The organism is Bacillus sp. R45 (genome assembly GCF_021729365.1).
Classification (GTDB): domain Bacteria; phylum Bacillota; class Bacilli; order Bacillales; family Bacillaceae; genus Bacillus; species Bacillus velezensis.
This window is the reverse complement of the sequence record NZ_CP091421.1, coordinates 1,943,024-1,956,729: the sequence shown is the minus strand read 5'-3', so window position 1 is coordinate 1,956,729 and position 13,706 is coordinate 1,943,024. Positions and strand designations below refer to the sequence as shown.

General features: G+C 43.4%; 11 protein-coding genes and 1 pseudogene. 9 read left to right on the top strand and 3 right to left on the bottom strand.

Annotation, left to right across the window (positions count from 1 at the left end):
* Positions 1-4: 4 nt before the first annotated feature.
* The 8 genes and pseudogenes from L3V45_RS09225 to L3V45_RS09190 form a co-directional block, all read left to right on the top strand.
* Complete coding sequence (locus L3V45_RS09225; RefSeq protein WP_025852360.1) at positions 5-1,708, top strand: phage tail spike protein; 1,704 nt, start codon at positions 5-7, stop codon at positions 1,706-1,708.
* 108 nt (positions 1,709-1,816) lie between these two features.
* Positions 1,817-4,309 (top strand): peptidase G2 autoproteolytic cleavage domain-containing protein, encoded by a 2,493-nt coding sequence (locus L3V45_RS09220; RefSeq protein ID WP_236837403.1) that lies wholly within the window; start codon positions 1,817-1,819, stop codon positions 4,307-4,309.
* Positions 4,310-4,325: 16 nt separating this feature from the next.
* Positions 4,326-5,507 carry a phage baseplate upper protein gene (locus L3V45_RS09215; protein WP_236837401.1) on the top strand — a complete coding sequence of 394 codons (1,182 nt, stop codon included), beginning with the start codon at positions 4,326-4,328 and terminating at the stop codon, positions 5,505-5,507.
* Positions 5,504-5,884, top strand: a complete 381-nt coding sequence (locus tag L3V45_RS09210) for a hypothetical protein (protein ID WP_236837399.1) — start codon at positions 5,504-5,506, stop codon at positions 5,882-5,884. Before L3V45_RS09215 ends, L3V45_RS09210 begins: the two co-directional genes overlap by 4 nt.
* 45 nt (positions 5,885-5,929) lie before the next feature.
* Positions 5,930-6,352: a phage holin family protein gene (locus tag L3V45_RS09205; RefSeq protein WP_222483151.1), complete on the top strand. Its 423-nt coding sequence runs from the start codon at positions 5,930-5,932 to the stop codon at positions 6,350-6,352.
* A 45-nt stretch (positions 6,353-6,397) separates the two neighbouring features.
* The gene (locus L3V45_RS09200) at positions 6,398-7,336 is read left to right on the top strand and encodes an N-acetylmuramoyl-L-alanine amidase (RefSeq protein ID WP_236837398.1); all 939 of its coding nucleotides are present in this window, start codon (positions 6,398-6,400) and stop codon (positions 7,334-7,336) included.
* Between the two features lie 61 nt (positions 7,337-7,397).
* Positions 7,398-8,729 (top strand): Kelch repeat-containing protein, encoded by a 1,332-nt coding sequence (locus tag L3V45_RS09195; protein ID WP_070081923.1) that lies wholly within the window; start codon positions 7,398-7,400, stop codon positions 8,727-8,729.
* Between the two features lie 11 nt (positions 8,730-8,740).
* A pseudogene (locus L3V45_RS09190) lies at positions 8,741-8,848 on the top strand (peptidoglycan-binding domain-containing protein); the annotation flags it as partial.
* 60 nt (positions 8,849-8,908) lie between these two features.
* On the opposite strand, the gene L3V45_RS09185 reads toward L3V45_RS09190, so the two are convergent.
* The 3 genes from L3V45_RS09185 to L3V45_RS09175 form a co-directional block, all read right to left on the bottom strand.
* Positions 8,909-9,349, bottom strand: a complete 441-nt coding sequence (locus L3V45_RS09185; RefSeq protein WP_024085400.1) for an SMI1/KNR4 family protein — start codon at positions 9,347-9,349, stop codon at positions 8,909-8,911.
* A 14-nt stretch (positions 9,350-9,363) separates the two neighbouring features.
* On the bottom strand, positions 9,364-11,190 hold the full coding sequence (locus tag L3V45_RS09180; RefSeq protein ID WP_236837390.1) for a T7SS effector LXG polymorphic toxin: 1,827 nt from the start codon (positions 11,188-11,190) through the stop codon (positions 9,364-9,366).
* 342 nt (positions 11,191-11,532) lie between these two features.
* Positions 11,533-12,075, bottom strand: a complete 543-nt coding sequence (locus L3V45_RS09175) for an IseA DL-endopeptidase inhibitor family protein (protein ID WP_015388142.1) — start codon at positions 12,073-12,075, stop codon at positions 11,533-11,535.
* A 228-nt stretch (positions 12,076-12,303) separates the two neighbouring features.
* Between L3V45_RS09175 and L3V45_RS09170 the strand changes: the two genes are divergently transcribed.
* Positions 12,304-13,692 carry an MATE family efflux transporter gene (locus L3V45_RS09170; RefSeq protein WP_044053408.1) on the top strand — a complete coding sequence of 463 codons (1,389 nt, stop codon included), beginning with the start codon at positions 12,304-12,306 and terminating at the stop codon, positions 13,690-13,692.
* The last annotated feature ends 14 nt before the right edge of the window (positions 13,693-13,706 follow it).

Here is a 13,706-nt window from a genome sequence, read left to right as displayed (position 1 = left end):
TGACATGGCTGCGGCTGACTTTATTAAAAGCCTGGTACCGGGGGCGCAAAAGGTACGCAAAAAATATAACGTCCTTGCTAGCCTTGTCATTGCTCAAGGCTGTCTGGAAAGTGGGTTCGGCACGAGCGGCCTTTCCAAACAAGCTAACAATTTGTTTGGGATAAAGGGAACCTATAACGGAAAATACGTGTTGATGTGGACCAGCGAGCAGGACAAATACGGAAATGTGGAGAGGGTACAAGCTAAATTCAGAAAGTACCCTTCATACGCTGAGAGTTTGGTCGATCTGGGAAGCTTATATAATCGTCTTGATCGGTATAAAGCAGTGGTAGGGGAAACGGATTATAAAAAAGCATGCCGAGCCGTTCAAAAAGCTGGCTACGCAACAGACATCAACTATGCTAATAAATTAATTACCATGGTCGAACAGTATAAGTTGATGCAATATGACGATACGTCAGGATTGCCGAACGAGCCTGATGATCCAGAATCCCCGGAGACCCCGGAAGAGGAACCGAGCTTTCCGAGTAAAGAATACGCGGGTAACGACATCCCTCTTAATAAAAAATTGCCGTCAGATGTGGACTTTCCTCAACTGCATGTTTCCACGAAAGACGGAAATGACGTTGTGGAAGTAACAGGCGTGATCGTTGATCTTACAGACGATACTACCGGAAAAAAGAGCTTTACCTTTACAATTACCAAAACAGAGAGCAATGCGACTGAATTCGATTTACTGATCAACGACAATATTCTTTACATTGACGAAAGGAGATTCAAACAACAAAAATACTATATTACAGATGTAGACCTGAAGCAGACTAAAAACGTCCTGACAAAAACAATCACGGCCAACCACATTTTTACCGTTCTGCTTGCTGAGAATCGAGTGGATGATACAGTAACGAAGAAACTGACCGTAAAAGAGGCCTTTGACATTGCGTTAAAAGGTACTGATTTTTCATATGTGTTGGAAGAGCCTGAAAGTAAATTCGCCACCGCCGAAGAAGAAAATTTCGGTGATAAAAACTCCACTGAATTAATAGATCAGCTCATAAATGATTATGAGTTAGAGCTTGACGTGGATAATTATAAAATTCATGTATATAAGAAAATGGGGAAAGAGATTCCTTTCACATTTGACTCTCGTTACAATATGCCGGGCATCAGTATCAAAACAAACTCGCAAAATTGCTCTACCCGTGCATGGGGATATGGTGCGATGTCTAAAGACAGTAAGAGCACAGACAAAAAACCGAAATACGTATTTGAGCCGATCTTGTATATCCATCCAGAGGAAAAGAAATTCCTGCGGGAAGGGAAACCGAAGTGGGCCGACCCGATCAGAGACGAAACTATAAAAAAGTCGGGTAGCATGGTTTCTGCGCTGAAAAAACATGTGAATCCATATCCGGAAACAGTCGTCAGTGTGGATTATCAATATGTATACGAACCGAAATTGCTCAAAATTGAAAAGCCGTTCTGGAAAGGTGATACAGTCCACATTTTAGCCGACACAGCAGACGGCACGACTTATGAGGATGATGTGCGGCTCTTAACGATTCAATACAATCCGCTAAATCCATACAGCAGCCCGAAGCTGACTTTTGCCAATTTCAGAAAAGACATACAAGATATTGCGGTGAATCAGGCGAAGAAGCTGAGAGAACAAAAACGATATATTGATCAAATACTGACAGCGCTTTGATAGGCGTTTTTTATTTTGTCGAAAAGGAGAGTGAATACAGTGTTGAGGTTGAAAAAAAATTACGATACCACTAGAAACTCTCGTTATGAGGATGAGCTATCTGGTGATATGGAAGCGATCGAAAGTAGCGTAAACGGACTTGAAAGTGAAATTACTCGTCATAAGAAAGCTGCTACGGCGCATACATCTGAGCAAATTGATCACGGGGGCTTTTCTTTACGAACTTATATTGACGGACTCTATAACCGGGTCCGTAATCTCATTCTTAATGCCGACGGGACAAATGTAAAAGAAGTAGTGGATGCCCGTGTTACTGCTGATGGGGAAATTGCCCCACTGTTGAAAGAGCGTCTTGATAAGGAATATAACAAACTTCTACGTAAGATCACCAGAAACGTTAACGTAGACGACTACGGGGCCGACCCTACCGGGGAGACAGACAGCACAGAAGCATTCAAAAGAGCGATCGGAAACGGAAAGGTGCGGCTCAATCTATCAGCCGGAGAATACGTGATAAGGGGCGTAAAGCTGCCGTCATGGACATATTTGATCGGCCAGGGCATGGGCGTCACCGCGCTAAAACTGCACGAAGACACCCCGGCCAGTGAGTGGGTTGTCACAAATGCTGATCATGCGAAAGGCAACCGGAATATCGTTGTGGAAGGTATGTCGCTTGACTGGAATCCTGATCGTCAGGGCGGAGTAGGCGCAACCGGAGGTGTACATTCAAGCTGTCTTCTTTTCGCACAAGTAAAGTTTGGTATTGCGCGCGGCGTTGAAGGCATTAATCCCGGCTTACATTGTTTTGATGTATCAGCGCCTTCTTATGACATTACAGCAAAAGATTACACGGCAACGGGGAGCAAATATATTTGGATCGACAAGTGTGTCGGCTCGGGGTATGGTGACGACGGCATTACGACCCATTACAGCGAGTATGTTTTCATCACAAACAATGTGATGACGAATCCGCGCGGCACTGCACACCGTAAAGGCGGAGCCAATTCAAACGGAATTGAAGTGGACGACGGTTCTAAGCATGTCTGGGTTATAGATAATTATACGGAGGGGAATGTGCGAGGCGTAGAGGTAAAAGCTCATAAGGAATGGCCGGCACCGAGTGACGTTCACATTCGCGGTCATGAATCATTTCGTGACGTTCGCTCATTTGATTTACGGCATATTGATCACCATCTTGTAAAAGACCCTTGGAGCGAGACGGCTCGTGATGTGACGTTAGTAGACTGCACATCCCGTGAACCCGTCTATAATTCGCTTTATGAAGGATTAGCTCCGAAAGCCCTTGTCGTTTCGGCGTACCAGCGTGTTCAGATAATCGGTTTTAAAGCGATTGGTGATCCGACATATGACTACAAAGAAGGCTCGATCATTGCCTTCCAGTATAAAAGCAGGAAGATAACAGTAAACAACTTGCACATTACCGGGTTTAAAAAGGCTGATTGTGACATTTATATCACCGGCGGCGATCAGATGACCGACGATGTATTTATTTCTGATTTTGTTATCCATGATTCCGCAAGAACCGGCATCGCGATAGGGGGTGGCGTGCGTAATGTCAACTTGTTAAATGGCCTTCTGCATGTAGCAAGCGGAACGGCCGGCATCACCTCTCCGAACACCCAGACCAATATTTTTCTTGTCAGAGCTTACGGTTATAAGGATGCAGCTGTCCTTGCCGGAGAAAAGCATTCAGTCGTTCCGAATAACGTCAAGGGAGGATTTCGAGCAGCTTCCGGCTCCGGCCATGCACTGACAAAATACAGTGCGATTATTGCGTGTACGGGGGCGACGTACGCGAAGGGTGAGCGCAATCTGCTTGCAGGAAATGCGGGAGGTTCTTCCTCGGAAGGATCGCGCAACGGTGTCATGTTTTCATACGATTCTCACACAACAGGAGACGGGGCGTCCTCGGGTGTCATGTTCTCGAAGGCTACCAAGAATAGTAAATCTTACACATTGGCTTTAGGCCATGGAAACGGCAAAGCCTCGGAAGCCAACAAAAAAATTGAATTAAACGCAAAGAATGGAACAGTCAAGGCTACTGGCGCAATAGAAAGTGTATCGAATTTAAAAGACTTGGCGGAGTATTTTGAATCAGCTGACGGAGCAAAGATAGAGGCATCTTATCTTGTAGCGTTAGAGGAGGACAAAATTCGAAAAGCGCAAGAAGGCGACAAGATACTCGGCGTCGTTTCCAAGACTGCCGGCGTTGTGCTTGGCGGAGCTGCTTTCTATTGGAATGATCGTTTTCTCCGTGATGAATTTGGCGGTATTATCTACCGGGAGGTATTTGACGGTGAGGACATCATTACGATTCCAGCTGAGAACCCGAACTATGATCCGGAAGCTGAGTACAAGCCACGAGAGGAACGAGACGAGTGGCATATTATTGGATTGATTGGTCAAGTGTTCGTGCGGGTTGATGATACCGTTAACGTCGGTGACAGTGTTTCAGCAGTTGACGGCATCGCGACAAAGGCGGAAAGCGGCGGCTACGGAACCGTGATGAGATTAGAATCCCCGTATGATACGGAAAAGGGATACGGCGTGGCTCAAATGATGGTTACGCCGCAGCACTAAGGAGGAATAAGCGACGATGTATAAAACGGGCAGCGTGCCGATCAACATTAATACAAATCCAATCAATGGCCGGAGTACAAATATACAATTTATGACGCAGGACACTGGCAGCGCAAAGCTGTTTTTTTCTTTTACAAAGGATGGTGTGCCGTTGCCTCTGTCAGCCGTAGATGCAAAAATTGTCCTCCTGTATGATGATGGATCGTTTTATAAAAAGAGCCTCACCATCACTGACAAGGTAAACGGCACAGCGGAATATGTGTTGTCCAATGCAGAACTCAAGCATTACGGAACGGTTAAGGCGGAAATCAAACTATATTACACGAACGGCCAAGCGCTGGCGACTTCATTTTTTACTTTCTCTATCGCCAAAACGTTAGAGGATCAGAACATCGTTCCGACAGCTGATTATTACATTGATGATTTTGAAACGCTGAGAGACGGGATAAACCACATCGTCGAAGAAATCAGTCAGACTGTCGAGGAATTACAGAAGAAATTTGCCGATCTGGAAGCTATTGAAACGAAAGAGGGCGCGCAGAAAAAAGCGAATGCTGCAGAGGAAAAGGCCAAGGCTTATACAAATGAACATGCGAATGATGAAGAAAAGCATGTTTCTGCAGCAGATCGGAAGGCTTGGGACAGTAAAGAAACAGAAAGCGGGGCGCAAGAGAAGGTAAACACTCACGCCAATAATACGGACATTCATGTTACCAAACATTTCAAAGATACATTGGAAGAATTATCAAAGTTATTCACAGCGGGTTTTAAAGATGAACTGGAAGAATTATTACGTCAGTTCACGGCCCATAATTACAACCAAGAACGGCATATTTCTAAAGCTGAACGGAAGACATGGAACGGAGCTGCCACCTATGCCAACATCATGCTGAAGAATGGAGCCGCCGCAGGGACGCGGAACCCGATGTACGCAAAGTGGGGGGCGTTTTTAATCTTACGGGGGCATGTGAAAACAGAAGCCGAAATTATATTCGGCTCCATCCCCGCGGAGTACGCACCTGCTGGCGGTTCCGTTATAACAGTGCCGTTAAGTGGTACAGGCGGCACAGCCAATTTAATCATTTATGATAATGGGGATTTAAAAATAAAATATCCGGACCCGGCGGACTCAAGTAAGCTGGGCGGAGGCTACTATCTGGATGTGGTCGTGGGCTTTCAGGAAGGAGGAACAGCATGATTCAGGTTTATGAATACGATGAAAATTTCATTTTGACTAAACCCGTTCCGGTTGAGCCTGATGAAGAAGGAAACTACACAATCCCTGAGAATTGTACAACCGTCCAGCCTCCGTCTTTCATAAAGGCGATGTATCATCCCGCTGAGAAGACATGGACGGAGGCGGCCACCCAGGAAGAGAAAAAAGCCCTGGAAAAGCAAATTGAAAGCGGGCGGGTGCCTTTTACCGTTGATGAATTGAAAGCTCAGAACGCGGCCATTACAGAACAACTTGCGGAAGCGCAAAGCCTTGCCGAGTCACAAGCGCAAATGATTGCCAATCTTTATCTAATGACAAAACAACCTGTCAGTGTGGATTTAGGCGGCGCCGCAAACTAACACCCCAGAGGTGTTTTTATTTTGCCTCGAAGGAGGTGATAACAATTGGAGGGAATACAAGTGTGGATGAATTTTGAAAGCTTACAGATCGCAAGAACATATCTTTTCGGGGAGGTGAAATACCTTGATTTAATGCTGGTGCTGAACATCATTGACATTATTACCGGTGTGATAAAAGCATGGAAATTCAAGGAGCTTCGCAGCCGGAGCGCATGGTTCGGCTATGTCCGTAAAATGCTCAGTTTCCTTGTGGTTATTGTGGCAAATGCAATAGATACGATTATGGATCTGAACGGTGTCCTGACTTTTGGAACCGTTCTTTTTTATATCGCAAATGAGGGCCTGTCCATCACGGAAAACTTGGCACAGATTGGTGTTAAAATTCCGGCCGTCATCACGGAGCGCCTGCACGTAATCGAAAGCGACAATGATCAAAAAACAGAAAAAGACGATCAGGCAGCTGGTTAATCCGGCTGTTTTTTGAATCCAAAACAGAATAGGAGACGATGAAACATGGTGAAAATCACAAAAGACTTTATTCCAGTAGGTCACAATAACAGACCGGGATACGCAATGGAACCGGCATACATCACAGTTCACAACACGGCGAACACGCAAAAGGGGGCAAACGCTGCCAGTCATGCTCGATATGCTAAAAACCCGGGAACACCTACCAGTTGGCATTTTACAGTTGACGAAAAAGAGATTTATCAACACCTACCCTTGAATGAAAACGGTTGGCACGCGGGCGACGGAAACCGGGGAACCGGGAACCGGAAATCTATCGGCATTGAAATTTGTGAGAATAGCGATGGGGATTTTGAAAAAGCCGTGGCGAATGCTCAATGGCTGATCAAAAAGCTCATGAAGGAGCAGGGCATTTCCGTTGCAAACGTGGTCCCTCACCAGCACTGGTCCGGCAAGTATTGTCCGCGCAAGCTGCTTGATCGTTGGGACTCTTTTAAGGCCGGCATAAGCGGTGCCCGATCTTCACCTGCGAAAACAGAAGTCAAGATCGGCGGGCCGACGTACACCGTGAAGAAAGGCGATGCCCTTTCTGTCATTGCACAGAAAACAGGCGTAAGCATGGCAACCCTGCAAAGCTTGAACGGTATCAAGGACCCGAACTTTATCAAAGCCGGTCAAGTATTAAAGTTGACTGGCTCGGCTAGCTCTCCGTCCAGCGGAAAGAAATCATCTTACACGCTGCTGCCGTCAGGCATTTTAAAAGTGACAAGCCCCTTAACTAAGGGGACGGCCGTAAAACAGATTCAAACAGCGCTGGCGGCTCTCTACTACTATCCAGACAAAGGGGCAAAGAACAACGGAATAGATGGCTATTACGGACCGAAAACAGCAAATGCTGTTAAACGATTCCAGTCAATGCATGGCTTGAAGGCAGACGGCATTTACGGGCCGAAGACAAAAGCAAAGCTTGAAAAATTAATTTGAAAGAATAAAAAAATAACCGATACATTAAATGGCGTGCTATTAAAAGTTAGGAGAGATATATGTGAAAAAAAGCTGGTTAGTGGTTTTTGTAATTTTAGCTTTTGCTGTGTTAGTAAGTTACGTACCAGTGCAGGCAGAACAAACATCATCAGAGTCAAAATCAGACTCAAAAGAATGGGTGCCCAAGGCTAATTTACCTGAAAGTCGAACATCTGCTATGACAGCAAGTGTTAACGGGAAAATTTATGTGTTGGGAGGAACCTATAACGGAAATTCTACGAGTACAACTTATGTTTATGACCCGAAAAGTAATGTATGGATACAGAAAAAAAGTATGCCTCAAATTGTATCTTCAGGTTCAGCTGTTGTGGTAGGGGAAAAGATATATGTACTTGGAGGGTCTTATTGGAGCAATGGCACACGTGTTCAACTACAGACCGTTTTAATATACGATACTCAAAATGATACTTGGGAGAAAGGAACAGATATGCCTGTTAAAGGATCAAGTTTTGGTTCTGCAGCAGTTATCGGCAATAAAATTTATGTGGTGTGGGGGAACAATGAGGGTCCTTCATCTAACTATTGTTACGATACAGAGCAAAAATCATGGTCTAAAAAAAATGATTTACCTTTATCAATACATGGTGCAACAGTACAGACTGTAGACAATAAAATTTATTTAATGGGCGGCTCTGATCAAAATTTGATACCTCCGAAAACAACCTATGATGTTATTTATGAGTACAATCAGAGTACTGATTCGTGGTTGGAAAAACAAAATTTAATTACTGGTGTAGCATTTGCTGCATCTACTGTATTAAATGGGGAAGTTTACATCATAGGTGGAGCAACTAGCAATAAAGAGGTTTCCGCAAAAGTCCAAGTATACAATCCAAAAGACAATACAATATCAGAGTTTAAAGAAATTAAGAATGCTAGAATGGCGGCTGGAGCAGCAACTATTGGACAGGATCTTTATATTATTGGTGGGCAATCTAAATATGATCCAATAACAAATGCAAAACTAGGTGTTTTAGATTCTGTCGAGATGTTTTCTACCAATGCTCAAACAGATGGGAATACCGATACATCAGATAAACCAACATCTGATCAGCACAGTGAGGGTGATCGAGCTATCCTTACTATAACAATGACAACAGGACTTGAAAAAGAATTTGATCTTTCGATGGAAGAGGTAAATGATTTCATTAACTGGTACGATCAAAAAGATTCAGGAACAGGCCCTTCGAGATACGAGATTGACAAGCACAATAATAATATTGGACCGTTTGAGAACAGAAAAGATCATGTAATCTTTAAGAATATCCTTACTTTTGAAGTAAATGAGTACTCAACGAATACAAGCAATAATCAAAGTGCTAAAACCACTTAACACGTATAGTCCCCAAAACAGCAAATGCGGTCAAACGGTTCCAATCTATATACGGGTTAACTGCTGACGGAATTTACGGACCAAAAACGAAAGTAAAACTGGAAATATTAATGAAATAAAAAAAGCCCTTCTCAAAAGGCAAAAGGGGAAGGGCTTTGCTTTATATGGACTTTTTGTTTCTATTCTTCGTAGAGCTTATCTACCAATTCCGTAAACGAATTACATATATGACTCAGAGCACCCTCTGGATTTTCAAATGCAATTTCATGATCCCAAAAAACAAGAGGGGGATTACTATGATTCTTTCTAAAATCGAAACAGATCTCATTACCAAACACATCATCCGCAATAGGAATTACTTTATCTGGCATTCTGCCGTCTCGATAACGATTAGAAACGTTAATTATGTATGACTCACTATCCTCATGGAAACTATGTAAGTATCCGAAAGCAATCCCTTTTCTTCCTTCAAAATCAAAAGTCTCAGGAGTTGGGGTAGCGCCAGAATAGCTTTTGACATATTCTAAATAATCTTTTGGAAACTTTACTTGTAGCGTATTTTCAACTTCTTGAATTTCTTCGTTACTGATAGGATGTTCACCGAAATCCCATTCAACCATGTTATAACTCTCCTTTATCTGTATTCGGAACCTCCGCCCCAGATATTTCTTCCACCAGTGTGCCCTGTCTTACCATGTATATCTGAATCAACTAGCTGCATTATACCTTCATTTTGATGATGATGCCACGTAAACCCTTTTGGTTTTTTCCCTTTTATAATTTGCTTCAACTGCATTTCTGTAAAGTGATTTCTCAACTGGGGATTTTTGTTGATTTCTTGCAACAGGAGTTCGGTTGCTTTTTTAAACTGTACAGTATCTTTTTCAAGATGTAATGATTTATCAATTTTTACTTCTACAACGGGATCAAATATTGGAAAACCATCTTTATCATAAGGTATACCTGTTATAGGATGCACATCATTTTTTAAATGTCCATTTTTTAAGTTAGTTGTTACTGTATTTCCAAAGGCATCTTTATGTGTGAACGGCGCGGCCTGTGTCAGCATATCTTGCTTTTTTAGAATTTCTTTCTTTAAAAGCGGGGTGTTTTTTACATTATGGGTGTTTTCAATATCTTTCGCTATTCCAACAAGAGCAGGTTCATTTTTATTTTTCAATAAAGAGTTGATATAGTCTGTTCCGTTTTTTATTCCTGTGTGTACATGGCTTGCAGCGCCAGACTCCAATACTTTTCCCACCTTGGAGAAGCCTGTTTTTGCGAGTTTGCTTGATACGTTAACCGTCGAGCCCACACCTTTCAGGCCGACAAGGTTGCCCACCGCATAGGAGACATAGTGCGCTCTAGAGTACGTATCACCATTCACCATTTGATCATTCCACGAATCGGCTAGGTTTGTCCATATGATTTTTGCATAAGACGGAGTATTCAATACAGTAGAAATCGTTTTAACAACCTTTTGTTCATCAGAGAGCTGATAAAAGTCCCAGGCGCCGACAGCGAGATCTTTCAGCCCTAACACAGTATCTTTCCCAACATCATAAAGGCCGACTGCAACCCCTTTGAAACCGTCTGTGAGTTCTTGCGTGTTTTCAATTTGAGTGAAGTAGCGCTGCTGTTCTTTTGTCAGGTTTTCATAACCAATCGTTTTGGCCATTGAGTAGAACTCAGCAGCATTCGCATAGTCGAAATTGTTCAGTCTTTCTTTCAGTTTTTCAATCTCTCGCTCTTTCGCTTCTTCCTTTTTAATCGTCAAATAAGCATCCGAATGTCTTGCAATCTCGCCTTTTTTCTTATGGATGTCGCTTTCACGGTACGCTTTGGCGTTGTAGTGAAGCGGCGTGGCGCTTTTTCCTTTGCCTGTGGCGTTTTGGAGCTGCTGAAAGTCGGCTTGGATGAATTGTTCGTTTGCTTCGGTTTCTGCGTATTCTTTCGTTAGATCGTGATCAAGCTTGCCGAGTTTATGTATCGTTTCGCTTCTTTTTTTATCAGCTGAAGAAAGCTTCTGATCTGTGCTTTCCGTTGAAAATAGATCAAGCGAGATGATGTCATCGATCTCATCGAGGATGGAGCGCATGTCCTTTTTCTGCTCTTCCATAATCGCCTTTGATTTACTGAGGGCATGGGTGAGTTCGTGCTCCAGAAATGATTCCTCCACATGCGAATTGGAAAGTCCGGCATCTTCGACCTTGCCGGGAAGGCTTGTGAGAAATGCGATTTTCATATCGATCAGATCAAGCCAGCTGTCTGTGACGCCGGCGTGATCCTGGAAAAAGGCTTTAATGTTGTCGGCACCCCGGCCTGAGAAATCGCTGTCACCGAGGTCAGCCATGCCTTGAAATGCTTTTTTCAGGTTAACCATCTGGCCGCGGAGTTCTTTGTATTCGTTTGCGCGTTGTTTAGCGGCAGAAAGCAGGGTGGTTGCTTCAAAGATTTTCATAATCATATCCTTTCGCGATAAAATATTATTCAAAATTTTACCACGTTAAAACTCAGAGTAAAATGAATATCTTTAAGAATTCTAAATTTGCACAGATAAAAACACTTAAAATATTTTACACAAATTTAGCACAAGTTTTGTCGGTAAACCTTATATATCAACGTATATAGAGGTATATTGTACGTTCTCCTAGAGCGTTTTTTGTATAAGATAGGTGCGGATTAATAATGTCGGCAAGACAGAAAACCCCTTGTTATACAAGGGGTTTTTGAGTTGAATATTTCGCAAGAGCCTGGTGGAAATGATGTGAAAAAAGCCCGCTGTAAGCAAGCGGGCTTTTTCTTATATGACAGCATCAAATTGATTGACTTTCCAAACGTTGTTTTCTTTTACGAATGTTACATCGCGTTTTGCTGACGGGGAACCGTCAAGAGTCGGTACAGTGAAGCGGTATGTTTGAACGCTTCCTTTTTTAGAAAGAAGGGTCATTTTTGCTTTTTTCCAATTCAGGAGGTTATCTCCGTCGCCGACCGGAACAGCTAATTTGCCGTCTTTTACAGTGAAGTGGTAATCTTTGAGCCCTTTGTCAATCGCTTGCTTTGTAAAAGCGGGTGTCAGATATTTTACGGCTTTCGCTTTTGTTCCGAGGTCTTTGCACATAAAGACGTATTGAAGATTTTGATATTCAAACGGTTCAGATGTGCAGTTTGCGTTTGATTTAAGCGCACTGCCGCTCATCGTGTTCCAGAAATGTTCTCTCGCTGACAGGGCCAGCTGAAGTGCTTGTTTTTGTGTAAGGTCATTAGGTGCATTTTTTGCGGTCGCCGCAGTGCCCAATGACAGAATCAATGTAATAGTAGTGAGGAATAATAGCCATTTTTTCATGATATAATCTCTCCTTCAATCAATCTCTTTCTCCTATGTTACAAATGTTACAATAATTACGGTAAGATTACAATACCTTTTCAGAAATATTTTCCGGACTTTTTATTTTTATGGTTTATTTCCATGTAAGACGTGAGAATAAGATAAAGAGTTTCATTGAACAAAAGGTTTTTACAAGCTGTCTGCTGAATAATAAAATGGAAGAAAATCAAAAAAGGAGTCCTACATATGGAAGTACAAGATCATTTAGAAACAGCGGAAGGCCGCGGCCAGTCTGTCTGGCGATCGATGTCACTATTTTTAGTGCCGCTGCTTTTAAGCAATGTATTGCAATCTGTCGGCCAATTGGTCGGAATGGTATTTGTCGGAAGGTGGCTCGGAGTTGATGCGCTTGCCGCCGTATCGTCTTTTTTTCCGCTGTTTTTTCTGCTGATCTCCTTTACGATCGGAATCGGTTCGGGAAGTTCCATTCTGATCGGGCAGGCTTACGGCGCGAAAAACGAAGAGAGGATGAAGGCGATTGTCGGCACTACACTGACTTTTACCTTTATGCTCGGTATTGTTCTGGCAGTTGTCGGCAGTGTGTTTACGCTTGATATTCTGCGGCTGATGGGAACGCCGGAAAACGTAATAGATGTCAGTGTCCGATATGCGCGCATTTTGTTTTGCGCAATGCCGCTGATGTTTTTATATTTTGCGTATACGACATTTTTACGCGGAACGGGAGATTCAAAGACTCCGTTTTATACGTTAATCGTCAGTACAGTCATAAACATCGGGCTCTTGCCCTTATTGATTCTCGGGCTTTTCGGACTTCCGAAGTTCGGCATTTACGGTTCGGCGTATGCAACCGTGATTTCAAACATCGTGACATTTATCGTACTCATGGTTTATTTGCGGAAAAGGAAACATCCATTGGCATTTGACCGGACTGCGCTCCGTTCTCTTAAAATGGACAAAAAGCTGCTCGCGCTTTTACTCCGTCTCGGTATTCCGTCAAGCATCAATATGATTCTCGTATCACTTTCTGAAATTGCGGTCATTTCATTTGTCAATCATTACGGATCAAACGCGACGGCTGCTTACGGGGTCGTCAACCAAGTGGCGAGTTATGTGCAGATGCCGGCGGTAAGCCTCGGTATCGCCGTTTCAATTTTTGCCGCCCAATCCATTGGCGCCAATCAATTCGGCCGGCTGAAGCAGGTCATCAAAGTCGGCATCGGCCTGAATTATTTGATCGGCGGGGTTTTGATTGTGCTGATTTACACCTTCTCCCGGCAGATACTGGCTTTGTTTTTAACCGATCAGGATACACTCCGCATTGCCCGCAATCTGATTATGATTACCCTTTGGAGCTATCTGATTTTCGGTCACGCTCAGATTGTTTCAGCAACAATGCGGGCGAGCGGTACGGTGTTATGGCCGACGATTATCAGCATTTTTACGATTTGGGGAATTGAAGTGCCTGTGGCCTTTATTCTTTCTCATTATACGAATCTCGGCATTCTTGGCATTTGGGTCGGTTATCCGGCGGCTTTTGTCGTCAGCCTGCTGCTGCAATACGGGTATTACCGGTTTGTATGGAAGAAAAAACAGATTACCCGGCTGATTCAATAAGGTTTTACCGCACA